The organism is Chelatococcus sp. YT9 (assembly GCF_018398315.1).
Classification (GTDB): domain Bacteria; phylum Pseudomonadota; class Alphaproteobacteria; order Rhizobiales; family Beijerinckiaceae; genus Chelatococcus.
This window is the reverse complement of sequence record NZ_JAHBRW010000001.1, coordinates 1,778,598-1,794,771: the sequence shown is the minus strand read 5'-3', so window position 1 is coordinate 1,794,771 and position 16,174 is coordinate 1,778,598. Positions and strand designations below refer to the sequence as shown.

Below are 16,174 nucleotides of genomic sequence, written 5' to 3'. Positions count from 1 at the left end.
CCGACGCGCTCACGACACGCGAGAGCGCGTCAAATCCTAGAGAGGTGTGGTCGCAGAGAGCGCGAAGCGACCGTGCAACAAAAACGAGGGGTATTGCAAAATGATCGATGTGACCAGACGGCAAATGCTGCAGGCGTCTGCCGGTATCGCAGCGGGAACACTTGGCCTGCCAGCGTACACCGCAGCGCAAGGCGCGGCTCAGCCGAAGAAAGGAGGAAGCGTTACTGTCGCAATGAGCGCAGCGACTGAAACGGTAGACCCTCACTTTTCGCGATCGCAAGTGGCGCGCAACGTGCTTATGCATATGTGCGAGACACTGGTCACCATTGATGAGCGCGGATCGGCTCAACTGCAGCTGGCAGAAGACCTGAACGTCTCTCCGGACTTCCGCACTTACACTTTCCGGCTCCGCAAGAACGTGCCATTTCATAATGGCAAGGAAATGAGCGCGACGGATGCGAAGCGCTCGCTTGAGCGCTACGCGCGCGTCAGCCCGGAAAAGGCGCGCCTCGCCAACGTCGACCGGATCAGCACGCCGGACGCCACTACGCTGGTCGTCGAGCTGAAATCGTCCATGCCCAGCTGGCTGGAGCTGATCAAATCGCCCGCTTCACCCATGACGATCATTCCGGCAGAGGAATGCGACAAGGAGGCCAATCAGGCGCAGCCGATCTCGACGGGGCCCTTCGCATTCGTAGACTGGGACGGCGTGACACGGCTCCGGGGGCGCCGGTTTGCCGATTACGCGCCAAATACCGCCTATAAGGCGCGGGATGGATATGGCGGCTACAGGCAGGCTTATGTCGATGACATCGCTTTTGCGGTGGTCTCCGAAGCAAGCGGACGCGTGGCCGGTTTGCAAAGCGGCCAATACGACATCCTGGATGAAGTGCCTATCCAGGCAGCCGATCGTTTGGAAAAGGACAACCGCTTCAAAATCTACGAACAGACGAAGCGCAGCATCAACGTCGTTCCGATAAATGTCCAAAGAGCTCCGACGGACAAGCTTCTGGTTCGACAGGCCATTCAGGCCGCGATCGGCCAGGAAGAACTTATGGCCATCGCCGCTGAAGGCGCCTACGAGCTGAATCCGTCGTTCGTTTACAAGGACAGCGAATTCTACCCGAGCAACGCGGACCAGCTGATCTATAATCTGAACGACACCGCGCGCGCGAAAGCCTTGTTGGCCGAAGCCGGCTATCGCGGCGAGGAAATCGTCATACTGACCAGCGGTGATATTCCCTCTCTCCAGGAAGTCGCTGTTGTCATGTCCGAACAGCTTAAAGCCGCCGGCATGAAAATTCGCCTCGATGTTCTCGATTGGCCGGGCGCCAATGCCCGCAGAAACGATCCGACCACCCACAACCTGTTCAGCACGGCCTATGCCATCCAGCCGCTGCTCGGACCGTTCCAGTACCAACGGCTGGTTTCAGGCAGCAGCAACTGGTCGTTCTACAAGGATGACGCGGCCATGGAGGAGGCCTGGGTCAAGTTGCTGGCTGCCACAACCAAGCAGGAGCAGAAAGCCGCTTGGCAGGTGATCGAGACGCATCTCAACAGCCAGGTCCAGCAGCTGAAGATTGGCGATCGCAATATCAAGCAGGCGACGAAATCTTCCATTGCCAACTTCGTGCCATATGACGGAATCCGTCTTTGGGACATTTGGTACACGTAACGCAGTCACTGGGTTTGATAAGCAATGATGGTGTATATTGCGCGCCGGTTGACTGGCGCAATTCCAGTCTTGCTTCTCGTCAGTCTGCTTGCATTCGGTCTCATTCATATCATCCCCGGCGATGCCGCGCAGGTGATCGCGGGACCGGATGCGACAGCTGATCAGATCGCATCGATCCGCAGCAGCCTTGGGCTCGATCGGCCCATTCTCGAGCAGTTTATTCTCTGGCTGACGAATCTCGCCCAGCTCGATCTCGGCATGTCTTACATGCTCGGGCGCAGCGTGGCGCAGGCCATCGCCGAGCGCTTTCCCGTCACGTTACTCTTGACCTTGTATTCAATGGTATTGACGATACCGCTGGGGATTCTCGCTGGCCTTATCGCGGCCTACAATCATAATCGTTGGACCGATACAGCGATCATGACGATTGCTTTGCTAGGCGTTTCCCTTCCGACGTTCTGGCTCAGCATTGCCGCGATCCTGCTGTTCTCGGTACAGCTGGAGTGGTTACCATCAGGCGGTTATGTGCCGTTGAGCGAAAGCGTTATAGGCTGTCTCCGGTCCCTCACGTTGCCAGCGCTCGCCCTCGCGGCTTTCCAGATCGGCCTTCTCGCCAGGATGACCCGCGCAACGACCCTGGAGGTCCTGAGACAGGACTACGTGCGGACCGCGCGGGCAAAGGGCGTGGGTGAAAACACCGTTATCGGCCGGCATGCTTTCTCCAACGTATTGATCCCCGTCGTGACGGTCATCGGCATCCTCGTGAATGTCGCCCTCTCCGGTGCCGTCGTCATTGAGGAGATTTTCTCTCTGCCCGGAGTGGGACGCCTGGTAGTGCAAGGCATCTTGAGACGTGACTATCCGGTTATCCAGGGCTCGCTTCTAGCCGTCGCACTGGCGATGGTGCTGATAAACCTGACGATCGACCTTCTTTACGCCTATCTCGACCCGCGGGTGAAGAATGGATAAGTCCACAGTTGCCCTTGCGGCCGCCGAGGGAGCCTTTACCGACGGCCGGTCGAGCGCGAGCCAAAGTTCGCGCCTCCTCCGGCGGTGCATTGCGCACAAGGGGTTGATGATTGGCGCGGCTATCGTCGCAGTCATCACCGCCTTTGCGCTTCTCGGACCGTTTCTCCTCACCGGCGATCCGATGCGCCTGAGCTTCCGCACCCGGTTCCTGCCGCCCTCGGCAGAGCATTGGTTCGGCACGGATCACTACGGGCGGGATATATTCCTGCGCGTCGTCTACGGCGGGCATCTCTCGTTGTTCATCGGCATTGCGGTTGTCGCAATAGCGGGCCTGGGCGGTACCCTCATCGGCGCGCTCGCTGGTTATTATCGCAAGCTCGATGGCTTCCTCATGCGCGTGATGGACGCTTTGATGGCTTTTCCATCGCTCATGCTGGCGATCGGCATTGCGGCCGCTCTGGGCAGCGGCGTGGTGAATGTGGTGATCGCGCTATCGATCGCTTATATGCCGCGCACAGCAAGAATCATGCGCGCCGCTGTAATGGTGCTGCGCAACTCCGAATATGTGGAAGCCGCGCGAATGGCGGGGGTCAATAACTTCCGTATTCTGCTCCGACATATCCTGCCCAACAGTATGGCCCCCCTTATTATCGATTTGACCTTCATCTTTGCCTATGCGGTTCTGGCCGATGCCGCTCTGAGCTTTCTTGGAGTGGGACCGCCGCCGCCGACGCCAAGCTGGGGCAATATCATCGCGGACGGCAGGGACTATGTGGTCGAGGCGCCGTGGATCACCCTGTGCCCTGGCATCGTGATCGGCCTGACGGTCCTGGGGCTGAACTTGTTCGGCGATGGCCTGCGCGACGTGCTGGACCCGCGCCTCGAGTAAACCCGGCGCCAAGTTCGAGTTCAGAGATAGAGACGCGAATGGTTGGCGCGATGGCGCGCCAGCCAATCAGCGCTATCAAGGCCAACGGTCCCAAGGCCGAGCCTCCCATTTGACCGCGTAGCAGGCTAGCCTCGCCTACCGCTTGTACAAGCTCGCACCCCTTGCGAGACATCATGGCAACGACCCGCGATGGAGCGCGTCGGGCGCCAGGTCCGTCAGCTCCTGATGCGACGGCGGCCGGCCAGCTCTGCATGATGCCCTCGGCTCCAATCCCTGCACGTAACGCACGCCACTCGCTTACGAACGTGCGACGCGGACCCTGCCGCGACATCATTCTTCGTTCATGGATCTCAACACCACGCGCCCTGCAGGAGCGCAGGCTTATCAATGCGGTCTGCACCGCCAGTTCCGGGAATTTCCTCCTTATCAGCTCCTCCGGCTAGCGACGCACGCATCGCTGCTTGACAGGTCGTGCATTCCGAGTCCAGAATTCTGTATCCCGTATACAGAGGTGGGCAGATCATGGATTTTTCACTCAGCGCCGAACAACGCGAATGGGTTGAACGGGCCCGCGCGCTCGGCCCCCTGCTCCAGGCCAATGCTGACAAATACGACCGGGAAGCCGCGTTTCCCGAAGAGAATTTCGCCGAGCTGAAGAAGCAGAAATTCCACCTTCTGCAGGTTCCCAGAGAATTCGGGGGGTTCAATCCGCAACGGCGCGGAAGCTTGGGCATGACCCAGTTTGCCGTTGCCGAAGAGCTCGCGCGCATTTGCCCCACAACGGCGTGGAACTTGCTGATTCACTTCCACCAGGTTGGCCTCGTCAGCCGCATGGGCAGCAAGGCACAGAAAGAGAGATGGCTCGGCCAGATCGTCAATGACGACGCGCTGATGGGATCCCTCGGCAGCGAGGTCAATCCACGGCAATTCAAGGCAGAAAACGTTGCAACAAAACTGACCTTCGATTCTCTCTTCGAGCCGGTCGATGGCGGCTTCCGCGCTACTGGCGAGAAGCATTTTTGCTCCATGGCCCCGGCCGCCGACCTCCTCGCTTTCTGGGCTCTAGCCCCCGGGGCGAAGAGCAATGGCGAGGGCCTCGTCATTTCTATTGTGCCCCGAACCGCGCCCGGCCTCAGTTTCGAGGATAGCTGGAGTGAATCCATCGGCCTGCGCGGCACGGTTTCCTGGACAGCGAAGTTGGATAACGTGTTCATCCCCTGGCAGGATGTCATGGGCGAACCGGGCGACTTCGTTCAGAAGGACCCTTATACCTATGAATGCTCTCATGCCGCGCATCTCGTAGGCTGCGCACAGGGCATCGTCGACAACATCGTCGAATTCATCAAAGCGCGGAACTACCTCAGCCGCGACGAAGTGTTGATGTACAATCTTGCCGAGATCGAGTCCGGTATCCAGGCGGCGCGCGCATCGTACACCTATGCTGTGTGGCTATGGGACCAGGAACGCTTTGACGAGGCCATCCTTGCATCCTATCGTGCGCTGCATACGTCCAAGAAAGTGGCTCTCAACGCCGCAGACAAGGCCTTCGAGATCTGCGGCGCGCGGGCGCTGTTTACCTTCCACCCCTTTGAGCGTTTCTGGCGCGAAGTGAAGGCCAGCATGCTGCACACGCGGGATACGCAGCTGATGGGGCAACTTGCAGCTGGCATTCTCGACGGAGGACGCCAGTTCTCAAAGACGAAGTATGGTCAAAAGCTTGATCAGCCCAAGACATGGCGTGATTTTGGCTTCAACCCGCAGGAGAAGCTCTCTGCTATCGCGTAAATAGTCGGTATTCTCATCAATAACAGGGGAACACAATGACCGATAACACGCACTCTGATGGCATAACCCGCCGATCGACCTATTCGCGTCGGTCCGTCATAGGTGGCATCGCGGTCGGCGCGGCCGCGATCGCCGCACCGAATGTCATCCGCGCGCAAAGCGGCGGCCGCGTGCTGGTGAGAACCTCGGGAGGGTCGTACCAGGATGCCTTGCAAGCGGGCACCTGGAACAGTTTCACGCAGAAGACCGGCATCGAGGTTGTCGGTGTCGCGGCCAACACCGGCAAATTATTGGCTATGGTGGAAGCCGGCTCGCGCGAGCTTGATATTGTCGAGGGCAATGCAGTTGCAATCCTGACACTTCAGGCCAAAGGCGCGCTGCAGCCTCTGGATGTATCGCGCTTCGAATATACCGATCCGAAAGATATCGGCACGGTCGGGCCTGACTTCATCAGCTATGCCTCCTTTGCCGAGGCGCTTGTCTATAACACCGAAGCTTTCCCGAAGACCCATCCGACAGATTGGAAGCAGTTCTGGGATGTGAACAGCTTCCCCGGGAAGCGCATGCTGCAGGACGCAAAGGCCATTGCTCCCAACCTTGAGTTTGCGCTTCTGGCCGATGGAGTCCCGGTGGAGCAGCTTTACCCACTGGATATCGACCGTGCGTTCGCCAAGCTTCGGCAGATCAAACCGCATGTCGTGAAGTTCTTCGATAGCGGCGCGTTAGGAGCCTCCCTTCTCGCCGAGAAGACCGCGGTCCTCGGGAGTCTCTGGACCAATCGTGTGGAGGCCCTGCGCAAGGGGGGAGCGCCGCTGGCGGTCGAATGGAACCAAGCGATGCGGCTCACCGAATATACGGCCGTGTTGAAGAACGCCCCCAACCGCGACGCAGCCCTGCGTCTTCTCGACTATTCGTCCAGCCCGGAGGCCCAAGCCAGGACCCTGCCGCAAATCGGGCTCAGCCCCGAGAACAGGCGTGCGTTCGAGTTCATCGCTAAAGATGTTGCCGAAACGCTGCCGACTTTCCCGGCCATCGCGCAGAAAGGTTTCGAGCAGAACGCGGACTGGTGGCTCAAGAACAGGGCGCAGGTCGCAACCCGCTGGGAAGAATTTCTTCTCGGATAAGGTATCGTGGTTGTGCGCCGCCATCGCGCGCACAACCACCGTCTCGTGAATAGAGCGAGGCCCTGATACGGAAATACCTCGTCATGCAATGTCGACCGCGGCATGCGGGTATTCCGGTTCAACGACGATCTTGACCGTACAAGAGCGCCAGACTTCCCGCTTCCTTCACGTCTCGACGCGATCAGTCCATTTTGAGAGCAGCAGGGTATGTCGATGAGCCATATGCACGACGGAGCAGGCGGAACCCCGATCATCCTCGAAAATCTTTGGAAGACCTACGCCAGCTTCGTTGCTGTGAGCGGGATTGACCTATCCGTCGGCGCGGGCCAGTTCTGCACGGTTTTGGGCCCGAGCGGTTCGGGCAAGACGACGACGCTGATGATGATCGCCGGCTTCGTTGCCCCGACCCGGGGCCGGATTCTCGTCTCCGGCCGGGACATCGCGGCTCTTCCACCGCAAAAGCGTGATCTCGGTGTCGTCTTCCAGAACTACGCGCTTTTCCCTCATATGACAGTGTTCGACAACGTCGCCTTCCCGCTTGTCATGCGCCGCGTTCCCCAGGCCGAAATCGCCCAGCGCGTCGCGCGCATGCTCGAAACCGTGGAACTCGCCGGGCTTGGCAAACGGTATCCGCGTGAGTTGTCCGGCGGTCAACAGCAGCGTGTGGCCCTTGCGCGCGCGCTCGTTTTTGAGCCACGCGTCCTCTTGATGGATGAGCCCCTGGGGGCGCTCGATAAGAAGCTTCGCTCATCGCTGCAAATCGAGCTGAAGGCCCTCCAGCGCCGTCTCGATGTCACGGTGATCTATGTCACCCATGACCAGGAGGAGGCCCTCACTATGGCCGACCAGATTGTGGTGATGCAAGGTGGACGTATTGAGCAGAGCGGCTCCCCAGAAGATCTCTACGATCGCCCAGCCACCGCTTTTGTTGCGGGCTTCATGGGAGACACAAACCTCGTACGCGGCGTCGTCATGGCCGCGCATACTGATGGAACCTTGCGGATTGACCATCCGACGGGACGGCGGATCATCGCCCGGGCCGATGGATTCCAGGCAGGAGACCATGTGGCAGCATCGCTGCGCCCTGAAAGCCTCAGCATCGAAAGCAACGAAACCGCGGATGAGCCGGAGAATAGCTGGGAGGGCCGCATAGCCGCAGTCACCTACCTCGGCGATGCCATTCGCTACCATGTGGCTGTCGGCGAAAACCGACCGGCGCTCATGGAAACGCTCGTCGTCAAAGCCGCGCGCCAGAGCATGGAACACCGGCGGTTTGCAGAGGGCGATGCGGTGCGCGTGCGCTGGTCGCGAGCCGACGCCCGCATCCTGCCACCGGCACCCGCCGGAGGGCACTGACACATGAGCGTTCAAGTGGATACTCAGGGCACCGTGCGCGTCTCCCAAACCGCGGCACCCGCAGAGGAGACAAAAGCATCGTGGCGCGGAGGGCAGCTCTGGCTGCTGCTACCCGCGCTGGCGTTGCTGGCTGTATTCTTCGCTTATCCGTTATTCGACGTCGTACTTCGTTCCTTTCGCGACAGTCAAGGCGGCTTCACCATTCAAAACTACGAGGCCTTCTTTTCCCGCGCGATCTATATCCGCGTACTGCTTTTGACGATCGAAATCGCGTTCTTGACCACCGTCTTCAGCCTCGTCGTGGGTTACCCGCTGGCCTATGTCCTTGCCAACTCCGGTCCGGCAGCCCGTTCGTTCATGATGTTGTGCGTCATGTTGCCATTCATGACGAGTATTCTCGTGCGCACCTATGGCTGGATGGTGATCCTCAGGCCTAACGGGATAGTCAATACAGCTCTAGTGACGCTCGGCCTTGGGGAGACACAGCTCATCTATAACCGAAGCGGCCTGATGATCGGCATGGTCTATACAATGCTGCCCTATATGGTGCTGACGCTCTACAGCGTCATGCGCGGCATCGACGGGCGCTTCGTCGCCGTCGCACAGAGCCTCGGTGCCGGTCGCTGGTCGGCTTTCTGGCGGATCTACTTTCCGCTCAGCATGCCTGGCGTTGCGGGCGGCTCCCTCCTCGTCTTCATTCTCGCCGCCGGCTTCTATATTACGCCCAGGCTGATGGGCGGGGATCGTGACCAGATGCTGGCCTCCATCATCGCGTATCAGGTCGATGTTCTATTGAACTTCAACTTTGCCTCGGCGATCGCCGTTATCCTGCTCATCATCACATTGGCTTGTTTCGGCTTGTACGCCCGCGTCGTCGGGCTGAAGCAGCTCCTTACGAGCAAGGTGTAGCCATGGGATCGGACGCGCTCATCAATCCAAGCCTGCCGGTGCGGATCGCTGCCTGGGTCATGCTCGCCTTTCTCATGGCGCCGGTGCTGATCATCATCCCGGTGTCGTTCAGCTCGGCCCAATACCTCAGCTTTCCACCACCCGGCCTCTCATTGCAGTGGTATGAACGCTTCTTTGGGAACAAGGACTGGTTGTCCGCCATCTGGGTCAGTGTTCAGGTCGCGACATTGTCGGCGGGCCTCACCATCGTCGTCTCAACGCTCGCCGCCATCCCTCTTGTGCGCAGTGATTTTTCACGCAAGACGCTGGTGTATGGGTTGTTGCTTGCGCCGATGATCGTGCCGGTGATCATCACAGCGATCGCGCTCTATTTCGTCTTTGCACGCATCGGGATGGGCGGCACGGTCGTTGCAATCGCGATAGGCCATACGATCGTCGTCATGCCGATTGCGATCGTTGTTCTTTCCGCAACGCTTCAAGGTGTGGACTCGCGGCTTGAGAATGCCGCGATGAGCCTGGGCGCCAACCGGTTCCAGGCTTTCCGCAAAGTCACCTTGCCCCTGATCGCGCCCGGCATCATCTCGGCAGGCTTGTTCGCGTTTCTCACATCCTTCGATGAACTCGTCATTCCGCTTTTTTTGGGAGGTCCCAATGCGCAGACATTAGCCGTGCGCATCTGGAACAGCGTCATGCTGGAGATCGAGCCAACGATCGCTGCCGTATCCACCTTTCTGATAGCGCTGACAGTCGTCGTCATGATTGCCGCAAACCTCGTGAAGAAGGCACGACGTTGGGCCTGACACGATGGCGCCGTTTACTTTGGAAGTTCTGCGTCAAAACGCGCAACGGAGATCAGCAATGACCATGCGTCATGACCAGACCGTCGGCGACGCTGTTTCATCGACGGCATTCCGTGAGATCATGGGCTCCTTCCCGACGGGAGTGACGGTCATCACAACCCGCAGTGCCGAAGGCAGGCCGGTGGGACTCACAGCGAATGCCGTCAGTTCGGTGTCGCTCAACCCGCCCCAGTTGCTGGTTTGTCTGGGGCGGGACCGTTTCACCGCTCAGGTCGTTGCCGCGAGTAAACGCTTCGCGGTCAACTTTCTCGACCGCAGCCAGCAGGCTATCGCTGAACGCTTCGCATCCCGTGCGGACGATAAATTCGCGGGCCTTCCCATCATTGAGGGGGAACTTGGATTGCCCTTGATCTCCGGCGCGCTGGCTTTTGCCGAGTGTCGGGTCGTGAAAACAATCGAAACCGGCGATCACCTCATCTTCGTGGGACTCGTCTTGCGCGGTGAAGCCGAAGGTGGTGTCCCCCTCATGTTCTTCAGACGCCATTACGGGGAGTGGCCCTCCAGACAGCAGGAACCCTCAGCATGAATGCCCTCGTCTCGGACCGTGTCTCGTCTCTGCAAGATGGGTTGATACAGAATGGCATCGATCTGGCGATCATCGCGCCGTCTGCCGAAATGTACCATCTGATCGGCCGGAAGCTGCCATTGACCGAGCGCTTCAACGCGGTGCTGCTGCCCAGAACGGGCCGGCCGCGCATCCTCGTTCCGCGCCTTCAGGTTCCACTCGTGCAGGATCTGGAGCAGATCTTCGATGTCGAGGCGTGGGGCGAGACAGACAGCCCGCTCACGCGCGTTGCCGCCTATGGGGAAGACATCAGCGCCCGGACAATTGCGGTGAACGGTCACTTCTGGAGCTCGTTTCTGCTGCGTTTGCAAGATCTTTGTCCGCAATCCCGCTTCGTCGACGCCTCGCCCATCACGGCTGCCGCCCGGTTGCACAAGGACGAGCGGGAAATCGCACTCCTGACCGATGCTGCGCACCGCTTCGATGCAATCTGGGCCGACTTCTTCGCAAACGGCCGCCTTGTCGGTGTCACCGAACGGGACGTGGTGCGTCAGATCGGCGAGCGTGTTGCAGCGCAAGGCTTCGACCCCATGGCCTGGTGCGATGTCGGCAGCGGGCCGAACGGCGCCTCGCCTCTCCATCATCATTCCGAGCGGGTGATCCAACCCGGCGATCCCGTGGTCATCGATTTCGCAGCGACCCTCGACGGCTACTACATGGACACCTGCCGTACCCCCGTGGCGGGTGAGCCGGACCCATCTTTCGTCGCGATCTACGATGTCGTCAATGCCGCCTTTGAGGCCGCGGCCGGCGCCATCCGCCCCGGGATGGAAGCGCAGGCGATCGATCGCGCCGCCCGGCAGGTCATCGAGGCAGCCGGGCATGGGGCCCGCTTTCTTCACAGGCTGGGCCATGGCCTGGGCATCGAAGCTCACGAGGAGCCTTACATCATCGATGGCAATACTCTCAAACTGGCTCCTGGCATGGTTTTTTCCAACGAGCCCGGCATCTATGTGGAGGGGCGCTGGGGTGTGCGCATTGAAAACATCATGCTCGTCACCGATGAAGGCGGGCGGTCGTTCAACGACGCCACCCGGGCGCTCACAGTGATGCAATAGGGGGAATGAGGATGAGCGTAGTCCTTGAAGCGGATACGGCCCACCGGGCCTTCCCGGCTGCTGAGTATGAGGCCAGAATCGCCAAGGTGCGCGGCGAAATGCGGGCTCGGGGCGCAGATGTCCTGCTCGTCGATTGCGTCGAGCACATGGCCTATCTGTTCGGCTATGTCCCGCCAGCGGCGATTTACCAGCCGGCCCTTCTCCCGCTTGATGGCGACCCGGTCGTGATTGTCCGCGCGCTCGATGCGCCGACCTTTACCGAACAGTCCTGGGTGAAGGACTATGTGTCGTTCGGCGATGATGAGGACCCCGTCGCGATTCTCTCAGCCGTCGTGCAAAAGAACGGATGGGCAGCCCGCTCGATCGCCGTGGAATTCGACTCGCATTTTCTCCCCGTCGGCCGGTTCCGGGCGATTGAGAGCAGCCTGCCCAACGCGCGCTTTGTCGATTTTTCCAAGGTGATCTGGGAAATCCGGCTCATCAAGTCGGAACGCGAGATCGCCTATTTGCGGGAAGCCTCGCGCATTGCGGACGCCGCGCTGATTGCAAGCATCAACGCGGCCGCGCCCGGCGTCAGCGAGCGCGAGTGTGCTGCGGTGTTGTACGCGACGGCCCTTCGTGAGGGCGCGGACAATGGGCGCAGCGCATTGCTCGCAGCGGGCAAGAGAACCGATTCTCTGCACGGGCGCCTCGGCGACCATCGGTTTGAGCATGGCGATATTCTGCACGTGGAATCAATCCCCCTCGTCCGCGGCTATGGGGCGCGGATCATGCGCTCCACCGTGCTTGGTGAGCCGGAGCCCGACCTCGCGCGCGCAGCCAGCATCCTGCTGACGGCGCAGCAGGCGCAGTTCGAGGCGATGAAGCCCGGCGCACCGGCTCGTGACGTGGATGGAATCCTGCGACGCGCTGTGCTTGATTCGGGATTGCGCGAGACCTATACGAACTTCACCGGGTACACCTTGGGATATATTGGATTGCCGAAGACCAGCGACTTCACGCGTGCGTTTCTCCCGCAGTCGGACTGGACGCTCGAGGCCGGGATGGTCTTTCATATGTACACTTACGCACAGGGTCTTGCTTTCAGTGATACGATACTGGTGACACCTACAGGCGCCGAGCGGCTCACCAAGTCGGATCGCCGTCTTTTCGTGCGGTAGCAATGGAATAGCGATGAGCTTCGACAAGATAAAGGCGCGCAATACGATTGTGCCTCAAGTGTATGAGCAGCTGAAGCGTGCCATCCTGCGCGGCACACTTCCGCCAGGCACGCGCCTTGTTGAGAGCCGCGTTGCTGAGGATTTCGGCGTGAGCCGCACGCCCGTGCGAGACGCCATATCCCGCCTGCTGGCCCAGGGCTTCGTGAAAGAGGACGGCACGGCCAAGGTGGTGGCGGATATGGCCACAGAGCTGCATGAGATCTTCGGCATTCGCCAGGTGCTGGAGGGTTACGCCGCGCGCCTGGCAGCCGAACATGCCACTGATGTCGAGATCGACGAGATCGATGCTGTCTGCCACGCAAGTATCTCGGCCATCGATTCCACCTCGATCGCCGAACGCGCGGCACTCAACAATATCTTCCACGGGGCAATTGCACGGGCATCACATCGTCACCGGCTGATCAAGATCATCGGCGACTTTTACGAATACGCGATCACCGAAGAAATGCTTCCCTTCTATGGTCGCTCGGAATCAGAGACGCACGCAGAGCAGCATCTGGCCATTCTCAAGGCCCTTCGGGCTCGCGACGGTGACGCGGCCCAGGCGGCGATGATTGCCCATATCCAGGCGGTCGGCGCGACGGTCGAGGAAGCGGTTCGCCGCTTTCGCAACAACGAGAGCTCGGCCCTGCCAATCTCCAATCCTTCCGAGCATTTGTCGGCTGTCAAACAGGCGCAGGAAGAACTCGCAGCCCGCTTGACGCCCTCCAGCCTTTAGGAGCGTGATCATGCCAGCCTATGTTGTGATCGAGGTTGAGGTTACCGATCCCGCAGCCTACGAGGAGTATCGGAGCCAGGTACCCGCGACGATACAGAAGCATGGCGGCAAGCCCCTGGCACGCCGTTTCACGGAGCGTCTCGAGGGCGACTCGTCGTTCGATCGCATGTCGGTGATCGAATTTCCTGATGCAGCCACGGCCCTGACCTGGTTTGATTCAGACGAAGTTCGGGTCTTGAACGCCATGCGGCAGAAGAGTGCCCGCTCCTCAGCAAAGCTGATCGTGCCAAGCTGACAGTTCCGATGGGCCCTGGCCGTGGGCATTCGGCCAGTGAAGCAGTTCTCATTCGTTGGAGCAGGACGCTCCCGCGAGGTTTTGACTTGGAGTAGAGCTATGGCGGACTCGGATCCGGAAAAGGTGCTCGTAGCATGGTTCACCGAGCGAAGAGACGCCATGGTCGCTATGTTGGCAGACCTTGTGAATATCGACAGCAATACCTACGACAAGAAGGGTGTTGATGCAGTCGGCGCACGCATCATCAACTTTCTCGATGCTGCGGGGGTCCGAAGCGATATCATCTCCCATGAGACGTTCGGCGACATCATTCGAGCGACTGTCCCCTCCGGCGGGGGCAATGATGCTCCGGTGATGCTGCTTGGTCATCGGGACACCGTTTTCCCGAGCGGCGAGGCATCGCGTCGGCCTTTCACCATTCTCGGCGATCGCGCCTATGGCCCTGGCGTCGCCGATATGAAGGGCGGGCTCGTTATCAATGCCTTCATTCTGGCGGCGCTGGCGGCACTCGGTGTAGCGCGCAGGCCTGTCATAGGCCTGTTCACGGGAGATGAGGAGATCGCATCGCCCTGGTCCCGCGATATCATCGCCCGGGAGGTCAAAGGCATGCGGGCGGTGTTCAATGGCGAGCCCGGCCGGCCGAGCGGCAATGTAACCGTCGCCCGCAAGGGCGGCCTGTTCATGCGGATCGACGTCCATGGCCGCGCAGCGCATTCCGGATCACATTTCAGCCACGGCATCAGCGCCATCGAGGCGCTGGCGCGAAAGACGATCCGGCTTCATGCGCTGACAGACCTTAAGGGAGGGACAACCGTGAATGTCGGCGTGGTCGGCGGCGGCCTGACGCTGAACACCGTGGCTCCGAATGCTTTCGCCGAGCTCGACCTTCGCTACACCGATCCGACCGAGCGGGATCGCATGCTCGCTGCGGTGCAAGCCATCGTCGATGAGGAGGATGTAGCTGGCTCGACTGCCGAGCTGGCGATTACCGGCGAATTCCTGCCTCTCGTACAGTCGGAGCCGGAGCGCGCCCTCTACGCGATCTATGACACCGCAGCCGCGTCGCTTGGCTACCATTTCGGCGAGGAATTTTCCGGCGGCTGCTCGGATGCGGGCATCCCCTGCGCCCAAGGCATCCCTACTCTCTGTGGGGTCGGCCCCGTCGGAGGCGGCTCCCATACACCGGACGAGTATATCGAGCTCGATACGCTTGTAACGCGTGCCCAGACGCTCGCGCTCGCTGTGGCCCGTCTTTAGCTCGGAGCCTGGATACCCTTGCCATCACTGAGCTCGTTCCGAAATCGGATTCACCCGATTTTTGGCTCTTGAACGCGCATCCGGCGACAGCCGAGTTCCGATCACCCTGACCGGAAAGGCAGCTCAGTTCGCCGGATGACCGCGACAAGCCCGGCCATGGCAGCGAGGAACGCTGAATGTAATTTGAACTTAGGGGAGAATTCCGCGGCGCTGGAAATCCCCCAGCTGGGCGAGGATCATCTCTCCCGTATCCAGAACTTCATGGAAGCCTGCCTTCCTGATTTTCGTTGTCGAGGAGATGACATCATAATCCCAACCGAAGACGAAATCGGCGAAAGCCCATGAGGCGACCTGGTCTAACGCCAAGGGCCGCAAGCCGTTCTTGCGGACGATGTCATTCCAGACCTCTCCCTTATCGGCCATCCACTGGATGAGTGACATGTGCCTGACGCGGCCGACTTGCATGCCAAAATGGCGCGCCACATCCGGCCATACATCCTCCCAGCGGAAGACATCACCATTCGTGACATTGAAAGCTTGATTCTCGGCTTCCTTTGACTGGCACATCCAGAAGATCGATTTTGCCAGCACCTCCGCGTCCGACAGTTCCTGAAGACTGGTATAGTGCCCAGGCTTACCCGGAAAATCCAAGGGCAGCCCAAGATGACGGCATATCGCAGCATAGGCGCCAATCGTCGAAATGAAATTCGGGCCAGCCCGGTCCCTCGTTCCGGTGATAACGTTGGGCCGGCTGGTTGACCACGACCAGCCTCCCCGGGCCGATTCTTCCTCCAGAAACTTTTGCTGGCTGAAATAATAGTTCGGAGGCATGTGACCGGCGTCGGCTTCGACCATCGGAGTCCTGACCGGACCAATATGTATCCCGTACCACTTACTGCCCATGACTGCGTGGACGTGGCGCAGATCCGGGCCGCCGGCGGCGTTCACGATATTCTGCAGCATGGCGAGATTGGGTTGAACCTCCTCGATCCCCACCCTCGCGTAGGGTTTCATCGCCGTATAGAGCGCGTGGGGCGCGCGGGCGGCATAGACGATATGGGTAAAGTCCCGCCCAGAAACGGCCTTCCTGCAGGAATCGAGATCAAGCAGATCGGCGCTTACATAGCTGACGTTCGGCTGAGCATTGTCAGGTGGCCTGCGGCACAGACCAGTCACCTTCCAGCCTGGAGCGGCGCTCGCGATATCGAGGAGAAACTGGGTCGCCACCCCTGTGGCTCCCGCGATCAGCATATGACGTGCCGGCTCGGACACCCTACCCTCCCTGAAGAATGCTTTTTCTAAATCATCTAAATGATTATCAGCTTCTGTCAAGGCGCGCCGAAAGAAGCCATCGCCAAGCAACACCGTTCACCACGCGCTCCACGCGTGGTGCTCAAACTGACTGTCGAGTGATCGCGCGACATCTAGGAGCCGGGTCTGCGGCCGGCGGCGCCGTCAAGGTCGAGGATGGTCGGGTCGCGATCGGCCGGTGAG

General features: G+C 60.0%; 15 protein-coding genes. 14 read left to right on the top strand and 1 reads right to left on the bottom strand.

The window, feature by feature from the left end:
- The first annotated feature begins 100 nt into the window (after positions 1-100).
- The 14 genes from KIO76_RS08045 to KIO76_RS07980 all read left to right on the top strand — a co-directional run bounded on the left by KIO76_RS08045 (position 101) and on the right by KIO76_RS07980 (position 14,680).
- Positions 101-1,675, top strand: coding sequence for an ABC transporter substrate-binding protein (locus tag KIO76_RS08045; RefSeq protein WP_213322469.1), 1,575 nt, complete (start codon positions 101-103; stop codon positions 1,673-1,675).
- 24 nt (positions 1,676-1,699) lie between these two features.
- Entirely contained in the window at positions 1,700-2,644 is a 945-nt protein-coding gene (locus KIO76_RS08040) for an ABC transporter permease (protein ID WP_213322467.1), read from the top strand.
- Positions 2,637-3,533: an ABC transporter permease gene (locus KIO76_RS08035; RefSeq protein ID WP_213322466.1), complete on the top strand. Its 897-nt coding sequence runs from the start codon at positions 2,637-2,639 to the stop codon at positions 3,531-3,533. Before KIO76_RS08040 ends, KIO76_RS08035 begins: the two co-directional genes overlap by 8 nt.
- Positions 3,534-4,055: 522 nt before the next feature.
- On the top strand, positions 4,056-5,318 hold the full coding sequence (locus KIO76_RS08030) for an acyl-CoA dehydrogenase family protein (RefSeq protein ID WP_213322464.1): 1,263 nt from the start codon (positions 4,056-4,058) through the stop codon (positions 5,316-5,318).
- 35 nt (positions 5,319-5,353) lie between these two features.
- Positions 5,354-6,442: an ABC transporter substrate-binding protein gene (locus KIO76_RS08025; RefSeq protein WP_213322462.1), complete on the top strand. Its 1,089-nt coding sequence runs from the start codon at positions 5,354-5,356 to the stop codon at positions 6,440-6,442.
- A gap of 213 nt (positions 6,443-6,655) precedes the next feature.
- Entirely contained in the window at positions 6,656-7,798 is a 1,143-nt protein-coding gene (locus KIO76_RS08020; protein WP_249729536.1) for an ABC transporter ATP-binding protein, read from the top strand.
- A gap of 3 nt (positions 7,799-7,801) precedes the next feature.
- Positions 7,802-8,707 carry an ABC transporter permease gene (locus tag KIO76_RS08015; protein ID WP_213322460.1) on the top strand — a complete coding sequence of 302 codons (906 nt, stop codon included), beginning with the start codon at positions 7,802-7,804 and terminating at the stop codon, positions 8,705-8,707.
- Between the two features lie 2 nt (positions 8,708-8,709).
- A complete protein-coding gene (locus KIO76_RS08010; protein WP_213322458.1) occupies positions 8,710-9,507 on the top strand; it encodes an ABC transporter permease in 798 nt (265 codons plus the stop codon).
- 58 nt (positions 9,508-9,565) lie between these two features.
- Positions 9,566-10,093 carry a flavin reductase family protein gene (locus KIO76_RS08005; RefSeq protein ID WP_213322456.1) on the top strand — a complete coding sequence of 176 codons (528 nt, stop codon included), beginning with the start codon at positions 9,566-9,568 and terminating at the stop codon, positions 10,091-10,093.
- On the top strand, positions 10,090-11,190 hold the full coding sequence (locus tag KIO76_RS08000) for a M24 family metallopeptidase (RefSeq protein ID WP_213322455.1): 1,101 nt from the start codon (positions 10,090-10,092) through the stop codon (positions 11,188-11,190). Before KIO76_RS08005 ends, KIO76_RS08000 begins: the two co-directional genes overlap by 4 nt.
- Before the next feature lie 11 nt (positions 11,191-11,201).
- Positions 11,202-12,350, top strand: coding sequence for a M24 family metallopeptidase (locus KIO76_RS07995; RefSeq protein WP_213322454.1), 1,149 nt, complete (start codon positions 11,202-11,204; stop codon positions 12,348-12,350).
- Between the two features lie 13 nt (positions 12,351-12,363).
- Complete coding sequence (locus tag KIO76_RS07990) at positions 12,364-13,128, top strand: GntR family transcriptional regulator (protein ID WP_213322452.1); 765 nt, start codon at positions 12,364-12,366, stop codon at positions 13,126-13,128.
- Between the two features lie 10 nt (positions 13,129-13,138).
- Positions 13,139-13,423: a DUF1330 domain-containing protein gene (locus KIO76_RS07985; RefSeq protein WP_213322450.1), complete on the top strand. Its 285-nt coding sequence runs from the start codon at positions 13,139-13,141 to the stop codon at positions 13,421-13,423.
- Between the two features lie 99 nt (positions 13,424-13,522).
- Positions 13,523-14,680, top strand: coding sequence for a M20 family metallopeptidase (locus tag KIO76_RS07980; RefSeq protein ID WP_249729535.1), 1,158 nt, complete (start codon positions 13,523-13,525; stop codon positions 14,678-14,680).
- Positions 14,681-14,869: 189 nt separating this feature from the next.
- On the opposite strand, the gene KIO76_RS07975 is transcribed toward KIO76_RS07980, so the two are convergent.
- A complete protein-coding gene (locus KIO76_RS07975; RefSeq protein WP_213322448.1) occupies positions 14,870-16,042 on the bottom strand; it encodes an SDR family oxidoreductase in 1,173 nt (390 codons plus the stop codon).
- Positions 16,043-16,174: the final 132 nt, after the last annotated feature.

Excerpts from the sequence above, each read along its gene's own strand:
- KIO76_RS08045 (WP_213322469.1), top strand. The coding sequence starts at position 101 with ATGATCGATGTGACCAGACGGCAAATGCTGCAGGCGTCTGCCGGTATC.
- KIO76_RS08040 (WP_213322467.1), top strand. The coding sequence starts at position 1,700 with ATGATGGTGTATATTGCGCGCCGGTTGACTGGCGCAATTCCAGTCTTG.
- KIO76_RS08035 (WP_213322466.1), top strand. The coding sequence starts at position 2,637 with ATGGATAAGTCCACAGTTGCCCTTGCGGCCGCCGAGGGAGCCTTTACC.
- KIO76_RS08030 (WP_213322464.1), top strand. The coding sequence starts at position 4,056 with ATGGATTTTTCACTCAGCGCCGAACAACGCGAATGGGTTGAACGGGCC.
- KIO76_RS08025 (WP_213322462.1), top strand. The coding sequence starts at position 5,354 with ATGACCGATAACACGCACTCTGATGGCATAACCCGCCGATCGACCTAT.
- KIO76_RS08020 (WP_249729536.1), top strand. The coding sequence starts at position 6,656 with ATGAGCCATATGCACGACGGAGCAGGCGGAACCCCGATCATCCTCGAA.
- KIO76_RS08015 (WP_213322460.1), top strand. The coding sequence starts at position 7,802 with ATGAGCGTTCAAGTGGATACTCAGGGCACCGTGCGCGTCTCCCAAACC.
- KIO76_RS08010 (WP_213322458.1), top strand. The coding sequence starts at position 8,710 with ATGGGATCGGACGCGCTCATCAATCCAAGCCTGCCGGTGCGGATCGCT.
- KIO76_RS08005 (WP_213322456.1), top strand. The coding sequence starts at position 9,566 with ATGACCATGCGTCATGACCAGACCGTCGGCGACGCTGTTTCATCGACG.
- KIO76_RS08000 (WP_213322455.1), top strand. The coding sequence starts at position 10,090 with ATGAATGCCCTCGTCTCGGACCGTGTCTCGTCTCTGCAAGATGGGTTG.
- KIO76_RS07995 (WP_213322454.1), top strand. The coding sequence starts at position 11,202 with ATGAGCGTAGTCCTTGAAGCGGATACGGCCCACCGGGCCTTCCCGGCT.
- KIO76_RS07990 (WP_213322452.1), top strand. The coding sequence starts at position 12,364 with ATGAGCTTCGACAAGATAAAGGCGCGCAATACGATTGTGCCTCAAGTG.
- KIO76_RS07985 (WP_213322450.1), top strand. The coding sequence starts at position 13,139 with ATGCCAGCCTATGTTGTGATCGAGGTTGAGGTTACCGATCCCGCAGCC.
- KIO76_RS07980 (WP_249729535.1), top strand. The coding sequence starts at position 13,523 with ATGGCGGACTCGGATCCGGAAAAGGTGCTCGTAGCATGGTTCACCGAG.